The sequence below is a fragment of the Microbacterium hibisci genome (genome assembly GCF_015278255.1).
GTDB lineage: Bacteria > Actinomycetota > Actinomycetes > Actinomycetales > Microbacteriaceae > Microbacterium > Microbacterium hibisci.
The window spans coordinates 85,601-106,578 of sequence record NZ_JADIJC010000002.1 but is presented as its reverse complement, the minus strand read 5'-3'; the positions used below and the strand labels follow the sequence as shown (position 1 = coordinate 106,578).

At 71.9% G+C, this 20,978-nt stretch carries 14 protein-coding genes; 5 read left to right on the top strand and 9 right to left on the bottom strand.

What is annotated here, in order from left to right; genetic code table 11:
* Positions 1 to 17: 17 nt before the first annotated feature.
* The 3 genes from IM770_RS04620 to IM770_RS04610 all read right to left on the bottom strand — a co-directional run bounded on the left by IM770_RS04620 (position 18) and on the right by IM770_RS04610 (position 4,779).
* Entirely contained in the window at positions 18 to 1,385 is a 1,368-nt protein-coding gene (locus IM770_RS04620) for an ABC transporter substrate-binding protein (RefSeq protein WP_203579969.1), read from the bottom strand.
* 86 nt (positions 1,386 to 1,471) lie between these two features.
* Positions 1,472 to 3,148 carry a glycoside hydrolase family 13 protein gene (locus IM770_RS04615; protein WP_203579968.1) on the bottom strand — a complete coding sequence of 559 codons (1,677 nt, stop codon included), beginning with the start codon at positions 3,146 to 3,148 and terminating at the stop codon, positions 1,472 to 1,474.
* A 623-nt stretch (positions 3,149 to 3,771) separates the two neighbouring features.
* Entirely contained in the window at positions 3,772 to 4,779 is a 1,008-nt protein-coding gene (locus IM770_RS04610) for a LacI family DNA-binding transcriptional regulator (protein WP_203579967.1), read from the bottom strand.
* Between the two features lie 242 nt (positions 4,780 to 5,021).
* Here IM770_RS04610 and IM770_RS04605 point away from each other — a divergent pair, with 242 nt between their 5' ends.
* Positions 5,022 to 6,377 (top strand): cryptochrome/photolyase family protein, encoded by a 1,356-nt coding sequence (locus IM770_RS04605; RefSeq protein WP_203579966.1) that lies wholly within the window; start codon positions 5,022 to 5,024, stop codon positions 6,375 to 6,377.
* A gap of 21 nt (positions 6,378 to 6,398) precedes the next feature.
* On the opposite strand, the gene IM770_RS04600 is transcribed toward IM770_RS04605, so the two are convergent.
* The gene (locus tag IM770_RS04600; RefSeq protein WP_203579965.1) at positions 6,399 to 7,385 is read right to left on the bottom strand and encodes an aldo/keto reductase; all 987 of its coding nucleotides are present in this window, start codon (positions 7,383 to 7,385) and stop codon (positions 6,399 to 6,401) included.
* A 114-nt stretch (positions 7,386 to 7,499) separates the two neighbouring features.
* Between IM770_RS04600 and IM770_RS04595 the strand changes: the two genes are divergently transcribed.
* Together IM770_RS04595 and IM770_RS04590 are read left to right on the top strand one after the other, a co-directional pair.
* Positions 7,500 to 8,141, top strand: a complete 642-nt coding sequence (locus tag IM770_RS04595) for an NADPH-dependent F420 reductase (protein WP_203579964.1) — start codon at positions 7,500 to 7,502, stop codon at positions 8,139 to 8,141.
* 50 nt (positions 8,142 to 8,191) lie between these two features.
* Positions 8,192 to 9,277, top strand: a complete 1,086-nt coding sequence (locus tag IM770_RS04590) for an LLM class flavin-dependent oxidoreductase (protein WP_203579963.1) — start codon at positions 8,192 to 8,194, stop codon at positions 9,275 to 9,277.
* A 35-nt stretch (positions 9,278 to 9,312) separates the two neighbouring features.
* On the opposite strand, the gene pheA is transcribed toward IM770_RS04590, so the two are convergent.
* Positions 9,313 to 10,290, bottom strand: a complete 978-nt coding sequence (gene pheA, locus IM770_RS04585) for a prephenate dehydratase (RefSeq protein WP_203579962.1) — start codon at positions 10,288 to 10,290, stop codon at positions 9,313 to 9,315.
* A 95-nt stretch (positions 10,291 to 10,385) separates the two neighbouring features.
* Here pheA and pgm point away from each other — a divergent pair, with 95 nt between their 5' ends.
* Entirely contained in the window at positions 10,386 to 12,029 is a 1,644-nt protein-coding gene (gene pgm, locus IM770_RS04580) for a phosphoglucomutase (alpha-D-glucose-1,6-bisphosphate-dependent) (RefSeq protein WP_203579961.1), read from the top strand.
* 117 nt (positions 12,030 to 12,146) lie between these two features.
* Here pgm and IM770_RS04575 read toward each other — a convergent pair whose 3' ends face one another.
* The 4 genes from IM770_RS04575 to IM770_RS04560 form a co-directional block, all read right to left on the bottom strand.
* The gene (locus tag IM770_RS04575; protein WP_203579960.1) at positions 12,147 to 12,425 is read right to left on the bottom strand and encodes a GlsB/YeaQ/YmgE family stress response membrane protein; all 279 of its coding nucleotides are present in this window, start codon (positions 12,423 to 12,425) and stop codon (positions 12,147 to 12,149) included.
* A 734-nt stretch (positions 12,426 to 13,159) separates the two neighbouring features.
* Positions 13,160 to 15,712: a glycoside hydrolase family 3 C-terminal domain-containing protein gene (locus IM770_RS04570; RefSeq protein ID WP_239065790.1), complete on the bottom strand. Its 2,553-nt coding sequence runs from the start codon at positions 15,710 to 15,712 to the stop codon at positions 13,160 to 13,162.
* Complete coding sequence (gene yicI, locus IM770_RS04565) at positions 15,709 to 18,060, bottom strand: alpha-xylosidase (RefSeq protein WP_203579959.1); 2,352 nt, start codon at positions 18,058 to 18,060, stop codon at positions 15,709 to 15,711. Before yicI ends, IM770_RS04570 begins: the two co-directional genes overlap by 4 nt.
* Complete coding sequence (locus IM770_RS04560; protein WP_203579958.1) at positions 18,057 to 20,108, bottom strand: beta-galactosidase; 2,052 nt, start codon at positions 20,106 to 20,108, stop codon at positions 18,057 to 18,059. The genes yicI and IM770_RS04560 overlap by 4 nt, the downstream gene beginning before the upstream one ends.
* A gap of 118 nt (positions 20,109 to 20,226) precedes the next feature.
* On the opposite strand from IM770_RS04560, the gene IM770_RS04555 reads away from it, so the two are divergent.
* The coding region (locus IM770_RS04555; protein WP_239065819.1) for a glycoside hydrolase N-terminal domain-containing protein at positions 20,227 to 20,978 on the top strand (752 nt) is incomplete at its 3' end.

Genomic DNA, 20,978 nt, shown 5'->3' with positions numbered 1-20,978 from the left:
CCCGGAGAACCCGTTGCCTACTCGCCGGCCTTGTCGTACAGCGCTTCGGCCTGCGCCTGCGCGTCGGCCAGCAGTGCCGCGATGTCGGCGCTCTCGTCGGTGAGCACGGACTGGACGACCGTGTCGAGCAGCGCGTAGACGTCCTGCGTCGCCACGCGGGGCTCGGCGATCAGCGGCTGGTCGAAGATCGCGTCGGTGTAGGGAGCCATCTGCTCGATCGGCACGTTGACGTACGGCGCGATCCACGACTGGTACTGCTCGTACTGCTCGGAGTCGAACACCGGCAGCTCGGGGGCGCCGACCGGCTGCCCGAGCGAGTCCGCGAGCTCGGCGGTCTCGACGACGGTGTCTTCGTCGGCGAGCTTGGCGAGGTAGTAGAAGTCGATCCACTTCACAGCGGCCGCCTGCTCCGCCTCGCCCGCCTTCGGGCTCACGGCGGCCAGGGTGCCGCCGCCCAGGAGGCCCGGGTCCTCGCCCTGGAGCGGCAGGACCGTCAGTCCGTAGTCGTCGGGGTTCAGCTCGTTCTGCGTGACGAGGTTGCCGTAGTTGCCGCCGCCCGAGACGTACATGCCGATGCGGCCGGCCGCGAAGTCCTGGTTGATGGTGCCCCAGTCGTAGAGGAAGTTCGCGCCCATCGAGTTGTCGCTCCAGCGCAGCTCGTGCAGGTACTCCAGCGCCTCGGCGACGGCCGGGTCGGAGTCGAGCGTCGGCGCAGCCGCGTCGGCGTCCTCGGTGCGCCCGCCGAAGGCGTTGACGAGCGTCGTCAGGATCCAGCCGCCGGTGTTGCCCGACGTCATCGTGGCGTAGCCGGCCTCACCGGTCGCGTCCGAAATCGCCTTTGCCGCCTCGCGGACCTCGTCCCACGTGGTCGGCGGAGCGTCGGGGTCGAGGCCGGCGGCTTCGAACAGCGTGCGGTTGTAGTGCAGGCCCTGCCCGTACGCGGCGATCGGGATCGCCCACTGCGAGCCGTCCTCTGCCTGCCCGGCCTGCGCCACGTTCGGGTTGAACCGGTCGGCGTACGGCAGCTCGGCCACGAGCTCGGACACGTCGGCGATCTGCTCGTTCGCGATGAGGCCGCGCCCGTCGGTGAACGGGATGGTGAAGACGTCCGGCAGCGTGCCGCCGGCGAGATCGGTCGTGAAGGTCGGCGCTGTCCAGGTGTACTCCTGGGCCTCGACGGTGATGTCGGGGTTGTCCTTCTCGAACGCCTCGACGCGCGCGTCGAAGTTGTCGCGCGCCTCCTGTTCGAGGCCGGCGTCGATCGCGACGGTGAGGGTGACGCCGTCAGCCTCGTCGCCGCCGGTGGTCGAGCACCCGGCGAGCAGGGCCGCCGTGGAGGTCAGTGCGAGCGCGCCGATGGCGGCCCGCCGGATCGTGGACGTCATTGTCTGGTCCTTTCGTCTTCTTCTGCTGTGTGATGCGTTCGTGCGTCCGCGTCGCGGCGCACTCTCCTCGAGGTGGGTGTTCGTGCTCACAACGTGAGCCACACCGTGGAGTCGGGGGGAAGGATGCCGCAGCCCGCGGCATCCTCGATCGCCGCGCTCGACAGGAGCACGGCGCGGTGTGCGGGCAGCGGGACGGGAACCGCGCCCAGGTTGGTGATCGAGAGCGTGCGGTCGCCCCGGCGGAACGCGAGCACGTCGGCGCCGAGCTCGAGCCACGCGAGGCTCTCGCCGCGAAGGTCGTCGAGGTCGCAGCGCAGCCGCAGCGCCTCCCGGTACAGCGACAGCATCGAGTCGGGGTCGGCGCTCTGGGCCGCTGCGGTGAGCGGCGCCCAGTCCGCCGGCTGCGGCAGCCACGTGTCGACGCCGTCGGCCGCACCGAAGCCGTACGGCGGCCGGACGCCCGACCAGGGCAGCGGGACGCGGCATCCGTCCCGTCCCGGATCCACTCCCCCGGAGCGGAAGTGCATCGGGTCCTGGATGACCTCGCGCGGCAGCTCGGCCTCGGGAAGGCCGAGTTCGTCGCCCTGGTAGATGTAGAGGCTCCCCGGCAGCGCCGCGCTGAGGAGAGCGGCCGCCCGCGCGCGACGGGTGCCGCGGGCGAGGTCGGTGGGCGTGCCGAACCGCTTGCGCGCGAACGCGAACGCGGAGTCCGCGCGGCCGTAGCGCGTCACCGGCCGCGTGACGTCGTGGTTCGACAGCACCCACGTCGCGGGGGCGCCGATCGGCTCGTGCTCGGCGAGCGTCCGCTGGATCGAGCCTCGCAGCGCCGCGGCGCTCCAGGGCTGCGTCATGAAGTCGAAGTTGAACGCCGTGTGCATCTCGTCGGGCCGGAGGTACCGCGCGAAGCGCTCGGCGTCGTCCAGCCACACCTCGCCCACGAGCACGCGGGTTCCCTCGTACTCGTCGGCGACCTTGCGCCACGCGCGGTAGATGTCGTGCAGCTCGTCGCGGTCGAGGTGCGGGTGGTCGCCGGGACCGTGGTCGCCGTCACCGAGCGGCGGCAGGGCCGGGTCCTTCACCGGCAGCGCGGCCGAATCGATGCGCACGCCCGCGACGCCGCGGTCGAACCAGAACCGCAGGATGTCCTCGTGCTCGCGACGCACGTCGGGGTGGTTCCAGTTGAGGTCGGGCTGCTCGGGCGTGAAGAGGTGGAGGTACCACTCCCCCGGCGTGCCGTCGGCGTTGGTCGTCCGCGTCCACGTGTCGCCCTGGAAGCTCGAGACCCAGTCCGTCGGCATGCCGTCGCCCGACTCGCCCGTGCCCGGGTGGAACCAGAACCGCTCGCGCTCGGGGCTGCCGGGACCGGCGGCCAGCGCCGCCTGGAACCACGGGTGCTGATCCGAGATGTGGTTCGGCACCACGTCGATGATCGTGCGGATGCCGAGGGCCAGCGCCTCTTCGATCAGCTGCTCGGCTTCGGCCAGCGTGCCGAACTGCGGGTGGATGTCGCGGTAGTCCTCGACGTCGTAGCCCCCGTCGGCCAGCGGGCTCGGGTACCAGGGGTTGAACCAGATCGCGTCGACGCCGAGGTCCTTGAGATAGCTGAGGCGGGCGCGGACGCCGGCCAGGTCGCCCGTGCCGTCGCCGTTCCCGTCCGCGAAGCTGCGCACGTAGACCTGGTAGATGACCGCCGACCGCCACCACAGGGGGTCGTCGCCCGCAGGGACGGCAGGCCGGTGCGGGGTGAGGACGTCAGTGTCCAAGGGGCGTTCTCCTCGGCGATGAAAGGATCGGGTGTGATCAATGTATTGCTCACCACCCGTCTACGCAACTCTTCGACATTTGTTTGCAAGATTGTGATGCCAGCGCGACCAAGGCTCAGCGCTGAGCGCATGACGAACGAGCGAGCCGCCAGCGGGCGTCGCTGTACCCCCCCGGCCGTTGAGCGAGCGAAGAACGAGCCTCTGGCGGGCGTGGCTGTACCCCGGCCGTTGCGCGAGCGAGGAACGAGCCTCTGGCGGGCGTCGCTGTACCCCCGGCCGTTGAGCGAGCGAGGAACGAGCGAGACGAAACGCCCCGGCGATCCCGGAAACCCCAACGCGTTTCGTCTGCGGGCGCGAGAGCGCCCTCCGCTCAACGACCGGCGGGCGTCGCCGTACCCCGGCCGTTGAGCGAGCGAGGAACGAGCGAGCCGCCAGCGGGCGTCGCTGTACCCCCGGCCGTTGAGCGAGCGAGGAACGAGCGAGACGAAACGCCCCGGCGATCCCGGAAACCCCAACGCGTTTCGTCTGCGGGCGCCAGAGCGCCCTCCGCTCAACGACCGGGATCGTGAGGCGACGTCGCTCCTCCGCTCAACGACCGGCGGGCCTCACGCCCGTCCCTCGGCTCAGGCGGAGGCGGGTCCGGTTGAGGCGCGAAGAACGAGCTCGGGCTCGAAGAGAAGCTCGTCGCCGGCCTCCGTGGTGCCGGCGATCTGCGAGAGCAGCAGCTCGATCACGGTGCGACCCATCGACTCGATCGGCTGGCGCACGGTCGTCAGGGGGGGCTCGGTGCAGCTCATCAGGAACGAGTCGTCGAAGCCCACGATGCTGACGTCGTCGGGAACCCGCAGGCCCGCGCGCCGGGCGGCGCGCACGGCGCCGAGGGCGAGCGGGTCGCTCGCGCACACGATCGCGGTGGCATCCGCGGCGAAGAGGCGGGTCGCGCCGGCCTGGCCGGACTCCAGCGAGTACAGCCCGCGGACGACGCGGGCGTCGTCGAGCGGCGAGCCGAGACGCTCGAGCAGCCGCCGTGCGGCGGCGAGCTTGCGCTGCGACGGGATGTGGTCCACCGGACCGAGCAGCAGCCCGATGCGACGATGACCGAGCTGGTGCAGGTGCTGGATCGCCTGCTCAGCCGCGGCCGCGTCATCGGTCGAGACCGTCGCGAAGTCGAGCGCATCGAGCCGCGCATTCACGAGCACCGTCGGCAGGTTGACCTGCCGGAGCCGGTCGTAGTGCTCGTGCACGGCATCCGCCTGGCTGTAGTTTCCACCGAGGAAGATCACGCCCGACACCTGCTGCTGAAGCAGCAGGTCGACGTAGTCCGACTCGGTGATGCCTCCCGCGTTCTGCGTGCAGAGCAGCGGCGTGTAGCCGTTCTGCGTGAGGCCCCCGCCGATGATCTCGGCGAGCGCCGGGAAGATCGGGTTCTGCAGCTCGGGGAGCACAAGCCCCACCAGTCGCGCCCGCTCGCCGCGGAGCTTCGTCGGCCGCTCGTAGCCCAGCACGTCGAGCGCGGTGAGCACCGCCTGGCGTGTCGCCTCCGACACCCCCGGCTTGTCGTTGAGCACCCGGCTGACCGTGGCTTCGCTGACGCCGACTTTGCGGGCCACCTCTGCGAGTCGCTTCGACATGCGCTCAGTGTACGCAAGAACTTGCAGGATTCCGCAAGCCCCTGCAAGCACGGACGATCCGTGCGCAAGCCGCGAGAAGCACCCGCCGAGACAAGGCATTCCCCGCCGAAACATGTGACCTCGCCCTCGGTTTCGGCGAGAATCCCGGCTCTCGTGACCTGACCGCCGAGCCTGCGAAGAGCGCCCGCGGCCCGGACTGTCAAGACCGCGGGTGCCCGGGACCGGCGGGCGAGGATGGAGCCATGGCCGGCCCCTCCCTCGTGTGGTTCCGCGACGACCTGCGCCTCGCCGACAACCCGGCGCTGCGCGCGGCGCTCGACCGCGGCGAACCCGTCATCGGCCTCTACGTGCTCGACGACGAGAGCCCCGGCATCCGTCCGCTCGGCGGCGCCGCCCGCTGGTGGCTGCACCATTCCCTCGCCTCTCTCGCCGAGCGGCTGCAGGAGCGCGGCTCCACCCTCGTACTGCGGCGAGGCCCGGCCGATCGCGTGGTCCGCGAGACGGTGACGGATGCCGCGGCCGGCGCGGTCTTCTGGAACCGCCGCTACGGCGGGCCCGAGCGCGGGATCGACGCCGGACTGAAGTCCGCGCTGCGCGACGACGGCGTCGAGGTGGCCTCCTTCGCCGGATCGCTCCTGTTCGAGCCGTGGACGGTCAAGACGGGTGCCGGCACGCACTTCTCCGTCTTCACGCCGTTCTGGCGGGCCTGCCTGTCGCTGCCCGCACCGCGGCCGCCGCTGCCCGAGCCGCGCCAGGTGGACGGACCTCGGCGGGCTCCGGCATCCGACTCCCTCGAAGAATGGGGGCTGCTGCCCCGGCACCCCGACTGGGCGGCCGGGCTGCGCGAGACGTGGGAGCCCGGCGAGCCGGCCGCCCGGCGGCGGCTGCGAACGTTCCTCAGCGAGGACCTCGCCGGCTACGACCGCGCACGCGACGAGCCGGCGGCCGGCGCCACGTCGCTGCTGTCGCCGCGGCTGCGCTGGGGCGAGGTGAGTCCGCACACGGTGTGGCACGATACGGTCGAGGCCGGGCACGGCGGGCGGTTCCTGTCGGAGCTCGGGTGGCGGGAGTTCGCGTGGCACACCCTGTACCACTTCCCCGAGCTGGCGACGAAGAACCTGCGGCCGGAGTTCGACGCGTTCCCCTGGCCGCGGCTCGCGCCGAGCCGGCTGGAGGCATGGCAGCAGGGGCGCACGGGCGTGGCCCTTGTCGACGCAGGCATGAAGGAGCTCTGGCGCACCGGCTACATGCACAACCGGGTGCGGATGGTCGCGGCATCCTTCCTCGTGAAGAACCTCCTCATCGACTGGCGACGCGGCGAGGAGTGGTTCTGGGACACGCTGGTCGACGCCGACGGCGCCAACAACCCGTTCAACTGGCAGTGGGTCGCCGGCTCGGGCGCCGACGCGGCGCCGTACTTCCGCATCTTCAATCCCGACCTGCAGGCGAAGAAGTTCGACCCGGACGGTCATTACGTGCGCGAGTGGGCGCCCGAGCATCTCGGCGACGAGCCGCCCGAGCCGATCGTCGACCTCGGCGAGACGCGCACAGCGGCGCTCGACGCCTACGAGCACGTCAAGCGGGCCCCGCGCCCGTGAGCGCGCGGCCCGCTGCGGGCGCTACCAGGCGTACGCCTCAGGCGCCTGGCCACCCGGGCCGGGGAAGAGCGCGTCCAGCTCGTTCAGGTCGTCCTCGCTGAGGCGGATGTCGAGCGCGGAGACCGCGGACTCGAGCTGCTCGACGGTACGCGGACCGATGATCGGCCCCGTGACGCCGGGCTGGTGGAGCAGCCACGCCAGGCCGAGGGCCGACGGCGTCCAGCCGCGCTCCTGCGCGAACCTCTCGTAGGCCGCGAGCTGGTCGCTGCGCTCGGCGCGCTGCGCCGACACACGCTCCGAGGCCGAACGCGCCTTCGCGTCGGTTGAGCCGCCGCTGAGCAGGCCGCCCGCCAGCGGCGACCACGGCAGGATGCCGAGGCCGTAGTTCTGCGCCGCCGGGATCACCTCGAGCTCGATCGAGCGCTGCACCAGGTTGTACAGCGACTGCTCGCTGACGAGCCCGAGGAAGTGGCGCTGCTGCGCGATCTCGTTCGCCTGGGCGATGTTCCACGCGGCGAAGTTCGAGCTGCCGGTGTACACGACTTCGCCACGGGCGACCAGCACCTCCATCGACTGCCACAGCTCCTGCCACGAGATGTGCCGGTCGATGTGGTGGAACTGGTAGAGGTCGATGCGGTCGGTCTGGAGGCGCCGTAGCGACCCGATCGCCTCACGGCGCACCTGCCACGCCGACGCGCCGCGCGCGTTCACCACGTCGCCGTCGGGCCCCGGGTCGACCATCGGCGAGTGGACCTTGGTCGCCAGCACGATGTCGTCGCGCACGCCGGGGCGTGCCGCGAACCAGCGCCCGATGATCTCCTCGGTGGTCCCGCGACCGCCGGCGCCGCCGTAGCCGTTCGCCGTGTCGAAGAAGTTGACGCCGAGCTCCAGTGCCCGGTCCATGATGGCGAACGCATCCTCCTCCGAGGTGCGGTCGCCGAAGTTCATCGTCCCCAGCACGATCCGCGAGACGGAGGTGCCGGTTCGTCCGAGATGCACGTAATCCATGCCGACATCGTCACACGCCGTGCGGGGTACCCGGCCCGTTTCCGAAAACGTTTCCCAGATGTCCCTCTGCGCCGCCGCGGAATGCTCGACAGGTGGTCGTGGTTGCCGACCCTCATGACAACGATCGGAATCATCGGTGCAGGACACATCGGCAGCGCGCTCGCGCGCGCCTTCTCGGGACTCGGCTACGACGTGGTGATCTCGAACTCGCGCGGACCCGAGAGCCTGGCCGAACTCGTGTCGGAGCTCGGCCCGAAGGTGACCGCCGCGACGGCGCAGGAAGCCGCCGAGGCCGCCGACATCGCCGTCGTGACGGTTCCCCTCAAGGCACTGAAGGATGTGCCCGTGCAGCCGCTGTCGGGGAAGATCGTCCTCGACACGAACAACTACTACTTCGAGCGCGACGGTCACTTCGACGAGCTCGACCGGGGTGAGGCCACGACCTCGGGCCTTCTTCAGGACCACCTGCCGAGCTCGAAGGTCGTGAAGGCGTTCAACCACCTGTACGCGTCCGACATCAACAGCGGCAGCTCCCCCGCCGGCGCGACGGGCCGCCGCGCGCTGGGCACCGCGAGCGACTTCCCCGAGGCGATCGAGTTCGTCACCGGCGTCTACGACGCCCTCGGTTTCGACACCGTCAGCGCCGGTCCGCTCAGCGAGTCGTGGCGCCTGGAGCGCGACCGTCCCGCCTACGTCGTCGCGCAGACGGCCGACGAGCTGCGCGAGAACCTCGCGAAGGCCAACCGCCTCCCGTAATCCCCGAAGATCCGGAATGCGGATGCCGGGGCGCGGGGTTGCAGTCATCGATGAGCACTACAGTCCCCGCCCCGGCCTCCCTCTTGACCCTCTCGCTGTCGGTCCTCGACCTGGTGCCGGTGCGCACCGGGCAGACGAGCGCGGAGGCGGTCGCGGCATCCCTCTCCCTCGTCGACGCCGCCGACCGGCTGGGCTACCGGCGCTACTGGTTCGCCGAGCACCACAACATGCCCGCCGTCGCCTCGACGACCCCACCCGTGCTCGCCGCAGCCGCCGCCGCACGCACCTCGCGCATCCGGCTCGGGTCGGGCGGCGTGATGCTGCCCAACCACTCGCCGCTCGTCGTCGCCGAGCAGTTCGCGGCGCTCGAAGCCCTGGCACCCGGCCGCATCGACCTCGGTCTCGGCCGCGCCCCGGGGTCGGACCCCGTCATCACGCAGCTGCTGCGCCAGAGCGGCACGACGAGCGACGTCGAGCGGTTCCCCGACCACGTGCGCGACATCATGTCGCTCGTCGCCCCCGACGGCGCGTCGCTGCGCTTCACGTCGGGCGGCACATATGACGTCCACGCGACCCCCGCCGCCACCACGACGCCGGAGGTGTGGCTGCTCGGCTCGAGCGACTACTCGGCGCAGCTCGCCGCCGCGCTCGGCCTCCCCTACGTCTTCGCGAACCACTTCTCGGGCGAAGGGCTCGAGCGGGCGCTCGATCTCTACCGGTCGGCGTTCCAGCCCTCCGACACCCTCGCCGCCCCGCGCACCTTCCTGACCGCGAACGTGCTGGTCGCACCGACCCACGACGAGGCCGAGGAGCGCGCCCTGCCGAATTTGCGCATGACCGCGCGCCTGCGCACCAACAAGCCTCTGGTCGCGCTCGAGACGGTCGAGCACGCGCGGGCGAACGCCGCCGACTTCGCCGGTCTCGGCGACACCTTCATGGCCTCGGCCCGCGCGAAGTGGTTCGTCGGCACCGCCGAGGCCGTGGTATCCGATCTCCGCACCTTCGCCTCGCGGCACGGCGTCGACGAGATCATGATCTCGCCGATCGCCGGCTCATACGAGAACGAGCCGATGGATGCCGCCCCCGGCCGCCTGCAGACCCTCGAGCTTCTGGCGCGCGAGGTGGGACTCGGCTGAGCCCCGGCGCCGTTCAGGCGCGGGTGCGCCGGCCCTCAGGCGTCCTCGGGCTCGCCGGAGAGGAGTCCGCGCAGCCAGTCGCGCGCCTCGACGAAGACGTCGTCCGCGTAGCGCTCGGGGTAGCGGACCACGGCGCGGTCGGCGCGCGGGTACGACCCGAGGAACGTCACCCGCGGGCTGAACCGGCGCAGGCCCATGAGTGCGTCGGCCATGCGTTCGTCTTCGAGATGTCCGTCGGCGTCGACGACGAACCGGTAGCGGCCGAGCTCGTCGCCGATCGGGCGGGAGGCCAGGAGCGAGAGGTTGATGCCGCGCGTCGCGAACTGCTCGAGCATCTCGAGCAGCGCGCCCGGGTGGTCGTCGGGGAGCTCGACGATGAGCGAGGTCTTGTCGGCGCCCGTCGGCGGCGGCGGCACCACCGTGCGGCTCACCAGGACGAAGCGCGTCACCGCGTTGGGGTTGTCGCCGATGTTCGAGGCGAGCAGCTCGAGCTGGTGATGCTCGAGGATCCCGGGTGGGGCGATCGCGGCATCCGCGTCGCTCGACCCGTCGAGCAGTCCCATCGCGCTCGCGACATTGCTCGCCGCCGGCACGTGGGCGTGGGCGGGCAGCTGCGCCGTGAGCCACTCGAGGCACTGGGCGTATGCGACGGGGTGGGCGGCGATGAGCGACACGTCCTCGAGGCGCGCGCCGGGGCGACCGACCAGGACGAACTCGACCGGGACGAGGTACTCGCCGACGATGCGCAGCCCCGGCACGGTCGCCAGCGCGTCCTGCGCCGTCGAGACACCGCCGTCGACGGAGTTCTCGATCGCGATCATGGCGGCGTCGGAGCGACCGGCGATGACGTCGGCCAGCGCCTCGCCGACGTTGCGCACGGGCCGCCACTCGTGACCCCGGGCCTCAGGCACCTGCGCGAGAGCCGCCTCGGTGAACGTGCCCGCGGGGCCCAGATAGCTGTAGGTACGGCGGGCGGGAACGGAAGCCTGATCGGCGACGACCTCGGAAGTCACGCGTGCCAGCCTATTCGGCCCGGCCGATCATACGGACCGCGCCGCCGCTTGTCACGGACCGTGCGCAGGTCGATCCGGACGGGCAGACTGGACGCATGAGTCGCGCAGGACAGCCCGCCGAGGCATCCGATCTCATCGACATCGATGAGCTGATCGCCGCCTATTACGACATCAAGCCCGACCCCGCCGTCGCCGAGCAGCGCGTCGCGTTCGGCACGAGCGGTCACCGCGGGTCAGCGCTCTCGGGCAGCTTCAACGAGACCCACATCCTCGCCACCACCCAGGCCATCGTCGACTACCGGCGGTCGCAGGGCATCGAGGGTCCGCTGTTCCTCGGCCGCGACACGCACGGACTCTCGCTGCCCGCCGAGCGCAGCGCGATCGAAGTGCTCGTCGCGAACGGCATCGACGTGCGGGTCGACTCCCGCGACTCGTGGGTGCCGACGCCGGCACTGAGTCACGCGATCCTGACCTACAACAGGGGCCGGGATGCCGCAGACCCCGGCCGCGCCGACGGCATCGTGGTCACGCCCAGCCACAACCCGCCCCGCGACGGCGGCTTCAAGTACAACCCGCCGAACGGCGGCCCCGCCGACACCGACGCGACCGGCTGGATCGCCGATCGCGCGAACGAGCTCATCGGCGCGGGCCTCGAGGGCGTCGCACGCACGCCCTTCAAGGACCTCGATGCCGACACCCTCGGCCAGTACGACTTCCGCGACGCCTACGTCCGCGACCTCGCGAACATCATCGACGTCGAGGCGATCCGCAACGCCGGCGTGCGCATCGGCGCCGACCCGCTGGGCGGCGCGTCCGTCGAGTACTGGGCGCTGATCGCCGAGGTGCACGGCCTCGACCTCACGGTCGTGAACCCGGACGTCGACCCGACCTGGCGCTTCATGACGCTCGACTGGGACGAGAAGATCCGCATGGATCCGTCCTCTCCCTCGGCGATGGCGGGACTCATCGGGCGCCGCGACGAGTACGACATCCTCGGGGGCAACGACGCCGACGCCGACCGCCACGGCATCGTGACGCCCGACGCGGGCCTCATGAACCCCAACCACTACCTCGCCGTCGCGATCGACTACCTCTATTCGCACCGGCCCGAGTGGCCGACGGATGCCGCGGTCGGCAAGACCCTCGTGAGCTCGATGATCATCGACCGCGTGGCCGAATCCCTCGGCCGCGCGCTGCTCGAGGTGCCCGTCGGATTCAAGTGGTTCGTGCCCGGCCTCCTGGACGGCTCCGTCGCCTTCGGCGGCGAGGAATCGGCAGGAGCGTCGTTCCTCCGCAAGGACGGCTCGGTGTGGACCACCGACAAGGACGGCATCCTGCTGTGCCTCCTCGCGGCCGAGATCATCGCGGTCACCGGCAAGACCCCCTCGCAGCGCTACGCGGAGCTCGAGGCCGAGTTCGGCGCCTCGGCCTACCAGCGGGTGGATGCCCCGGCATCCCCCGCCCAGAAGGCCGCGCTCGGAAAGCTGGCACCGGAGGCCGTCACCGCCACCGAGCTGGCCGGCGAGCCCATCACCGCCAAGCTCTCGCACGCTCCCGGCAACGGCGCGGCGATCGGCGGACTGAAGGTGCAGACCGAGCACGCGTGGTTCGCCGCGCGCCCGTCGGGCACCGAGGACGTCTACAAGCTGTACGCCGAGTCGCTCCGCGGCCCCGAGCACCTCGCGCAGGTGCAGGCCGAGGCTCGCGACGTGGTGTCGGCGGCACTCGCCGGGGCCTGAACCGGGCCCGCCCGTCACCGCCGAGCCCTGACACGAACAGAAAAGCGCGGACCCACACGCCGGAGCGTGTGGGTCCGCGCTTCTGGCGCGGGTTCGCGAGGGGAGTCGCGGACCCGGTCAGCGAGTGACGCCGCGGCGGCGCGTGACGAGCACGTAGATGCCCAGCACGATGATCGAGCCGAGGATCGAGCCGATGATGCCCGCGGGCTGCAGGAAGCCGCCCTCCGGGTCGCTTCCGAAGATCAGGAAGCCGAGGAAGCCGCCGACGAACGACCCGACGATGCCGAGCACGATGGTCAGCAGGATGCCCATGCTCTGCTTGCCGGGGATGACGGCGCGAGCGATGAGACCGGCGATGAGGCCGATGACGATGAGGCCGAGAATGGTCCAGAGCATGATCTCTCCTTTGTCTCGTGGACACCGCGGGGGGTGCGATGTCTCCATTGAGATGCGACGACGCTACCGCTCGGGCGGCCCTGACGGCCGGAACGGGTCTCCCCCTTGACAGCGCCCGGAGCACGCGGCAAAATCCCGCGGTCGCGCGCCAGGAATGCACTTTCCGGCCGGTCTCGCAGGCCGCCGCCCGTCTGGGCTTTTGCGCCGCGTCCAGGGCGTTTCGTCTCGCTCGTTCCTCGCTCGCTCAACGGCCGGTGCTCAGGGGCCGGATCGCCGCGTCCGGGGCGTTTCGTCTCGCTCGCACCTCGCTCGCTCAGCGGCCGGCGCTCAGGGCGTTTCGTCTCGCTCGTTCCTCGCTCGCTCAACGGCCGGTGCTCGGGGCCCCGAGGCCCGGCCGTTGAGCGCCGCGCCCAGGGCGTTTCGTCTCGCTCGCACCTCGCTCGCTCAGCGGCCCGCGTCGGGGCGTTTCGTCTCGCTCGTACCTCGCTCGCTCAACGGCCGGTGCTCGAGGCCCGGGGCCCGGCCGTTGAGCGCCACGTCCGGTGCGTTTCGTCTCGCTCGTACCTCGCACGCTCAACGGCCGGTGCTCAGGGACTCGGTCCCGCGTCCGGGGCGTTTCGTCTCGCTCGTACCTCGCTCGCTCAACGGCCGGTGCTCGAGGGCCCGGGGCCCGGCCGTTGAGCGGAGGGCGCTCTGGCGCCCGCAGACGAAACGCCTCGCGTGTGCGAGAAACCTCAGTCGGCCGTGATCACCAGCGTCGCGCGCACCGGGAGGTCCCAGGCCGACGGGCCCGCGGCGAGCGCATAGGTCCCGGGCTGAACCCGCAGTGCGCCCGCGTGGAGCCAGTCGTCGACCGCTCCCGGGAGCCGCACGTCGTCGTCCCACACGGCAAGGCGCGCGGGCGAGAACGACAGCTCTACGTCGCGCGTCTCCCCCGGCGCGAGCCGTACGCGCTCATACCCCACGAGCAGCCGGCGCGGGGTCGCGATGTCCAGGCCATCGGCGGGAAGTGCGTACAGCTGCACGAGCTCCTCCGCGGTGCGATCGCCGGTGTTGCGCACCCGCACCACCGCGCTCACCGCGGCCTCGTCGGCACGGACGTCGAACGCGGCGTGCCGGTGGGTCGGCGCCGGCGCGGGGGTCGCGGCATCCGTCATCGTCACCGACTCGTACGCGACCGACGTGTACGTCAGGCCGTGCCCGAAGGCGAACGTGGGCGCTTCGGCCTGGTGGCGGTAGGTCGCGCCCTGCCGGAGGGTGTCGTAGTCGAACAGGTCGCCCGCCTGCTCCTCGGTCGCCGGCCAGCTCTGCGAGACGCGTCCCGCCGGCTCACGGTCGCCCGAGAGCACGTCGATCACGCCGTGCCCGAGCTCCTGACCGCCGTGGCTCGACCACACCACGGTCTCGGCATCGACCTCGGACAGCACGTAGGGGTAGCTCGACACGATCGTGAGCACCGCGCGCGGGTTCGCGTCGCGGGCGGCGCGCCACAGCTCGGACCAGGCCTCGGGCAGGCGCAGGTGCGGGCGGTCCTCGGTCTCGCGGCCGTTCAGGTGCGGGTCGTTGCCGACCGCCACGATGACGGCGTCGGCCTTCGCCGCGGCCTCGGCGACCGCGGCGGCGCCGGACCGCACGACGCGCACGCCGAACCGCTCCGCTCTGTCGAGCGTGACCGCCTCTGCGGCGAGAAGCCCGGAGTCCCGGAACACCCGCAGCCAGCGGCCCGAGCCCAGGTGCAGCAGCGACCAGGTGCCGTCGGCGTGCACGTGCCTGCGGAAGCTCTCCTGCACGACCCACTCCCCGACCCGTGTCGCGTCGGCGCGCACCGGCCACGACCCACCGGTCAGCAGCAGCCCGCTCGCCTGGGAGCGGAGCGTCAGGATGCCGTCACCCCAGTCCGTCAGGTCGAACAGGGCGCCCGCGCCGGCGGTGTCGGCCGACGCCTCGACGACCGCCCCGTCGGCGCTGACCACGACGTAGCGGCCGTTGGAGGTCGCGCGCAGCGCGACGGTGTCGGCGCCGGTGACGACCTCGGCTTCACCGAAGCGCTCGGCGGCGGCCGCACCGATCCCGACGGCGTAGGGCGGCGTGCCCGCGTACCAGTCCGTGAGCACGAGATCGGCGAGGGGACCCACCACCGCGACCTTCGAGACGTCCGGGAGGGGCAGCACGCCCGCGTCGTTCCGCAGCACGACGACCGAGCGTGCCACCGCCTCCCGAGCCAGCTCACGCGCCCCGGGCGCGTCGATCTGGTCGGCGCCGATGCCCGCGTAGGGGTCGTCGTCGCCGTCGAACTCGCCGGTGCGGATGCGCAGCTCGAGAAGCCGCAGCACCGCCTGGTCGATGTCGTCGCGGGTGAGCAGGCCCGCGGCGAGCGCCTCGTTCACGTACCCGATGGTCGGGGCGGCGTTCGCCTCGTTGTCGGTGAACGAGTCCAGGCCCGAGCGCAGCAGCGCGGCAGCGGCGTGGATGTGGTCGGGCTGGGCGCGCTGCGTGGTGACGAGGAATGTCGGGGCACCGGCGTCCGACACGACCGCGATCGACTCGTCCGACCACGACCGGGCCTCCGCGACCAACTCGGGCTGCGTGTGCGCGGGGATGCCGTTGACCTGGTTGTACGCGAGCATCATGCCGCCCGCGACGCCGGCCTCGATCGCCGCGCGGAACGCGGGCAGCTCCTCCTCGTGCAGCGTGCGCAGCGACATCTCGGACGACGTCGTCGAGCGGTCGGTCTCGTTGTTGTACGCGAGGAAGTGCTTGAGCGCGGGCACGGTGCGCCACACCCGCGGGTGGTCGCCGCGGAGGCCCTTCGAGTACGCCGTGCCGAAGACCGCCGTGACGTGGGGGTCCTCGGAGTAGCCCTCCTCGTTGCGCCCCCAGCCGGGGTGACGCAGCGTGTTCACGACGGGTGCCCATACATTGAGGCTCACGAGGGGGTTCTCGGCCCGCTTGGCGCGCACCTCGATGGCGGCGACCTCGCCGACCTTCTCGACCAGGTCGGTGTCCCACGTGGCGGCCAGCCCCACGGGCTGCGGGAACACCGTGGCACGCCCGAGCCAGGCCACGCCGTGCAGCGCCTCGCAGCCGGTGTGCCACGCCGACACCCCGAGGCGCTCGACCTCGGGAGCCGCCTGGTGCAGCATCGCGATGCGCTCGTCGGGGGTGAGCCGGTCGAGCAGATCGCGGGCGCGCGCCTCGAGCGGCTGGTCGATTCTCCGGAACAGGGGCAGCGGCTGGTCAGCGGCCGCGGCCGGCGTCGGAGCGTTCTGGGTCATCGTGTCGCTCATCGCGCGCCATCCTCCTGGATCTGGATGCGGAGATCTCCGGATGCCTCGGCCCGGGCGATCCGCTCCCCTACCTGCAGCGCCCACGGGGCGCGGGCGTCGTCCGAGCTCGCGGTGATCGTGTCGCCGTCGCGGCGCACGCGGAACCTCGTGGGCGCCGTGCCGTCGTGGCCGGGCACGGTCGTCACCCGGTCGTACCCGTCGGGGAGCTGGAAGCACCGGAGCGTCACGCCGTCCGCCCAGTCGTAGTCGGGGCGGGAGCCGTCGGCACCGAAGGGCAGCACTGTGCCGGGCCGCACGCGCAGGGGCACGGAGTCGTATCCGTGGGTCTCGGCCACCCAGCGCCGGCCGTCGACGACCGAGCCGTCGAGGAGCGAGGTCCACTCGCCCTCGGGCACGTAGTACTCGACGCTGCCGTCCGCCGTGAAGACCGGCGCCACCAGCAGCGCGTCGCCCAGCATGAACTGGGTGTCGGCGTCGAAGCCGGAGCGGTCGCCGGGGAACTCGAGCACCATCGGGCGCATCATCGGGGTGCCCACCGCGTGCGCCTCCTCGGCCGCGCACGCGAGGTACGGCATGAGGCGCATCTTGAGCTTCGTGAACGAGCGGGCGACGTCGACGGCCTCGTCGTCGAACGCCCACGGCACGCGCACCGACGATGAGCCGTGCAGGCGGGAGTGCGACGAGAGCAGGCCGAAGGCGAGCCACCGCTTGAACAGCCCCGGGTCGGGGGTGCCCTCGAAGCCGCCGATGTCGTGGCTCCAGTAGCCGAAGCCCGACATCGCGAGCGAGAGCCCACCGCGGAGCGACTCCGCCATCGAGAGGAAGGTCGAGTCGTTGTCGCCGCCCCAGTGCACCGGGAACTGCTGCGACCCCGCCGTCGCCGACCGCGCGAAGACGACCGCGTCGCCCACCCCGTGGTGCCGCTCGAGGGCCCGGAACACCACCTCGTTGTAGAGCTTCGCGTAGTAGTTGTGCATGCGGTACGGGTCGGAGCCGTCGTGCCACACGACGCCCTCGACCGGGATCCGCTCGCCGAAGTCGGTCTTGAAGGCGTCGACGCCCTGGTCGAGCAGGCCCTGCAGCTTCGCGACGTACCAGTCCGCGGCATCCGGGTTGGTGAAGTCGACGAGGCCCATGCCCGCCTGCCACATGTCCCACTGCCACACGCTGCCGTCCGTGCGCTTGAGCAGATAGCCGCGCTCGGCGGCCTCGGCGAACAGGGCGGAACGCTGGGCGATGTACGGGTTGATCCACACCGACACGTGCACGTCGCGCTCGTGCATGCGGGCGATCTGGCCCACGGGGTCGTGGAAAGCGCGGGAGTCCCACTCGAAGTCGGTCCACTGGTACTCGCGCATCCAGAAGCAGTCGTAGTGGAACACCGACAGCGGGATGTCGCGCTCGGCCATGCCGTCGACGAAGGCGCTGACGGTGTCTTCGTCGTAGCTCGCGGTGAACGACGTGGTGAGCCAGAGCCCGAACGACCACGCCGGCACCCGCGCCGGACGGCCGGTGAGCGCGGTGTACCGGCGCAGCACGTCCTTCGGCTCCGGGCCCGCGATGACGTAGTACTCGAGCGACTCTCCGTCGACCGAGAACTGCACGCGCGAGTTGACCTCGCTGCCGACCTCGAACGAGACGTTCGCCGGGTTGTCGACGAACACGCCGTAGCCGCGGCTGGTGAGGTAGAACGGCACGTTCTTGTAGGCCTGCTCGCTCGAGGTGCCGCCGTCGGCGTTCCACGTGTCGACGGTCTGGCCGTTCTTCACGAACGCCCCGAAGCGCTCGCCGAGCCCGTAGACGCGCTCGCCCGGCTCGATGCTCAGCTGCTGGTGCACCCACGTGGGCTGCGCGCCGCCGGCGGCGGTCCCCGCCGTGCCCGGCGTGCCGGTCTTGCCGTTCTTGCCCGTGGTGTCGGTGAAGTGCCCGATCGAGCGCGGCAGCGAGCTGGTCAGCACACGGCCGTCGCTCTCGAAGTCGACGCGCCACTGCCCCGCCGTCCGCGCCACCCGCACGCTCAGCGGGCCGGAGCGCAGGACGCCGGCCTCGTCATCGAGGGAGATCTCGGGCCGGAAGCCGTCATCGCCGACCACCTCGAAGTCGGGTCCGCGGTGCACGGCGCCGGCGTGGCGCTCGATCCGCACCTTCACCACGCCCGGCGCGGGCGCCGAGAACGCGACCGTGAGCATCGCCCGGTTGAGCGTGTCGCCCCGGTCGCGGATCACAGCCGTGGGCGCGTACACGGTCATCGTGCCGGCCGTCTCGTCGTGGCGGATGTCATCGACCTCGACCGCGTAGAGGGGGGCGAGCCCGGGGCGGGTCAGCCAGTAGCCATCGGTGAACTTCACTCTGCGTGCCTTTCGATGAGCACCATGGCGGCGCCGGGGGCCAGCGTGACCTGGCCGTCGACGTCCGCGTCCGACAAGAGGTCTCGGCGCGCGCCGGGCACCGTGAGGTGCCCGGTCTCGTCGCCGTGGTTGAGCAGGAAGAGGGCCTCGCCGCGCTGGACGGCTTCGACGCCGTCGGGCAGCACGCGGTCGGGCAGCACGCCGGCGACGCCGGCCGCATCGAGCGCGTCGTCGAGGACGGCGGCGAGGGCGTCGTCCGAGACGACTGCGCCGAGGTACCAGGCCGTGCCTTCGCCGACCCGGTGCCGCGTGATCGCGGGAGCGCCGTCGAGATGGCCGCTCGCGAAGCGTGCGAGCACGTCGGCGCCCTCGGGCCGCAGGCGCTCGCCCAGCACCGTAGCTGTCGTCGCCGCCGCGGCGAGCCCGGCCCCCCAGGCGGGCTCGACCGCCAGCGGCGTGGGAGCGTCGGGCAGGCCGACCCACTCCTCGCCGCTCACGCCGACGAGGCCGCGCAGGAGCACCGGCGAGCGCCCTGTCAGGATGCCGGCGTTGCCGTCGGCGACGCCCGAGAACGGCCCGACGACGAGGCTCGCCCCACCCTCGACCGCGCGGCTCAGGGCGGCTGCGGCATCCGTCTCCACGATGTACGTATGCGGCACGAGCACCGCGGCGTAACCGGCGAGGTCGGCGCCCGGGCGCACCAGGTCGACGGCGACGCCGCGCCGCCACAGCGCGCGATGCCAGCGCGCGACCTGCTCGAGCGTCTGCAGGCGCTCGGTCGGCCGCCCCGGCTCCTCGGCCGCCCAGCGGGACGGCCAGTCGAAGAGGAGGGCGACGGATGCCGCGACCCGCCCGCCGACCACCGGGCGCAGTCGCCGCAGGTCGGCGCCGAGGGCGCACGTGGTGCGGAACACCTCGGTGTCGGCCCCCGCGTGCGGCAGCATCGCGGAGTGGAACCGCTCGGCGCCGGTGCGCGCCTGCCGCCACTGGAAGAAGCAGATGGCGTCGGCGCCGCGGGCCACCGCCTGCAGCGAGTCCAACCTGGCGCGGTCGGCGCTCTTGGGCAGGTTGTGCGGGCGCCACGAGGTGGCGCTGATCGCCTGCTCCATGAGCACCCACGGGCGACCTTCGCCGAGGGAGCGCATAAGGTCCTGCACCAGGGCGATGTCGGACGACGCCGTCGGCGACGCGTGGTCGGGGTACTGATCGTCGGCGACGACGTCGACCTCGCCGGCCCACTCCCACAGGTCGGTGAGCGGCTCGAATCCCATGAAGTTCGTCGTGACGGGCTGCGTCGCCCCGGCCGCGCGGATCGCGTCGCGCTGCTCGGCGAACACCCGCTGCAGCGCCCACGAGGTGTACCGCCGGAAGTCGAGGGACTGCGCCGGGTTGACGAGATAGGGCATGCGGCGAGGCGGCACGATCTCGTCGAAGTCGCGGTACCGCTGCGCCCAGACGAGCGTTCCCCAGGCGTCGTTCAGCGCGTCGATGGTGCCGTGGCGCTCGCGCAGCCACAGCCGGAACTCGCGGGCCGCCTCGTCGCCGAAGTCGATCTGCCCGAACTCGTTGCCGACGTGCCACAGGCGCACGGCGGGGTGGGCGGCGTAGCGCTCGGCCATCGCCGTCGCCATCGCGAGCGCGCGCTCACGGTAGATGCGCGAGGCCGGCGTGAACTGGTTGCGCGATCCGGCCGCGAGGCGCACGCCGTCGGGATTCACCGGAAGCGTCTCAGGATGCAGGATGCCGAGCCACGGCGGCGGCGAGGCCGTCGGGGTCGCGAGATCCACGGCGATGCCGTGCGCGTGCAGCAGGTCGAGCACTTCGTCGAGCCACGCGAAGTCGTACTCCCCCGGCGAGGGCTCGAGCCGTGCCCAGCTGAAGACGCCGACCGTGACGAGGTTGACCCCCGCGCGGACCATCAGCTCGGCGTCGTCCCGCCACACCTCGCGCGGCCACTGCTCGGGGTTGTAGTCACCGCCGAAGCCGATGCCGAGCTCGCGCGTGAGCTCGGCGAACGCACCGGGTCGGCGCGGAGTCGTGGTGACCATGGAGCGGGAACCTCTTCGCTGAGTTTCGTTCGTGGGCGGGGCCGGAGAGCCGGTCAAGGGTCGAGCGTCGAACTTTCGAAGCGCTTCAACACCGAGACCATATACTAAGGGTGTGACGATGTCCACGCGCCGCGATGACGCGGCCCCGCAGGCCCCGGCCGCCGCGGCCCCTGAGCTTGCCGAAGGGCTCCACGCGCTGCGCGCGTCCGCGCCGGCGTCGCGCTGGCTGGAGGCGTACCCGGTCGGCAACGGCCTGCGCGGGGCGATGTGCGCGGGCCTCGTCGGCGGTGATCGGCTGTGGCTCAACGACATCACCGCGTGGTCGGGGCAGGCCGACGCCGACCCGCTCGCGGGTGTGACGGCGCGCGGCGCCACGACGCTCGCGGAGGTGCGCGCGGCGATCGATGCGGGCGACCTCGACGCCGCGGAGGCGCTCCTGCGGGGCCTGCAGGCTCCCTGGGTGCAGGCCTACCTCCCGCTCGGCTGGATCGACGTGACGGTGGAGACGGATGCCGCGGCCCCGCGGCCGCAGCCGGGTCCGGGGCGTTTCGTCTCGGTCGCTGGCGCTCCCTCGCTCAACGGCCGAGGGCCTGAGCTCACGGCTGTCGAGCGAGCGCCCGTCGACGAGCTCAGGGACCGCGAGCGGAATGAAACGTCGGTAGCCCCGGCCGTTGAGCGACCGAGGAACGAGGGAGACGAAACGCCTCACGCCCCGGCCGTTGAGCGACCGAGGAACGAGCGGAACGAAACGCCTCACGCCCCGGCCGTTGAGCGACCGAGGAACGAGCGGAACGAAACGCCTCACGCCCCGGCCGTTGAGCGACCGAGGAACGAGCGGAACGAAACGCCTCACGCCCCGGCCGTTGAGCG

Bases quoted from the DNA above. Each gene is read 5' to 3' on its own strand.
- IM770_RS04570 (WP_239065790.1), bottom strand. From the start codon at position 15,712: ATGAGCGACACGATGACCCAGAACGCTCCGACGCCGGCCGCGGCCGCT.
- IM770_RS04620 (WP_203579969.1), bottom strand. From the start codon at position 1,385: ATGACGTCCACGATCCGGCGGGCCGCCATCGGCGCGCTCGCACTGACC.
- IM770_RS04575 (WP_203579960.1), bottom strand. From the start codon at position 12,425: ATGCTCTGGACCATTCTCGGCCTCATCGTCATCGGCCTCATCGCCGGT.
- IM770_RS04600 (WP_203579965.1), bottom strand. From the start codon at position 7,385: ATGGATTACGTGCATCTCGGACGAACCGGCACCTCCGTCTCGCGGATC.
- IM770_RS04610 (WP_203579967.1), bottom strand. From the start codon at position 4,779: ATGTCGAAGCGACTCGCAGAGGTGGCCCGCAAAGTCGGCGTCAGCGAA.
- pgm (WP_203579961.1), top strand. From the start codon at position 10,386: ATGAGTCGCGCAGGACAGCCCGCCGAGGCATCCGATCTCATCGACATC.
- IM770_RS04595 (WP_203579964.1), top strand. From the start codon at position 7,500: ATGACAACGATCGGAATCATCGGTGCAGGACACATCGGCAGCGCGCTC.
- IM770_RS04605 (WP_203579966.1), top strand. From the start codon at position 5,022: ATGGCCGGCCCCTCCCTCGTGTGGTTCCGCGACGACCTGCGCCTCGCC.
- IM770_RS04560 (WP_203579958.1), bottom strand. From the start codon at position 20,108: ATGGTCACCACGACTCCGCGCCGACCCGGTGCGTTCGCCGAGCTCACG.
- IM770_RS04590 (WP_203579963.1), top strand. From the start codon at position 8,192: ATGAGCACTACAGTCCCCGCCCCGGCCTCCCTCTTGACCCTCTCGCTG.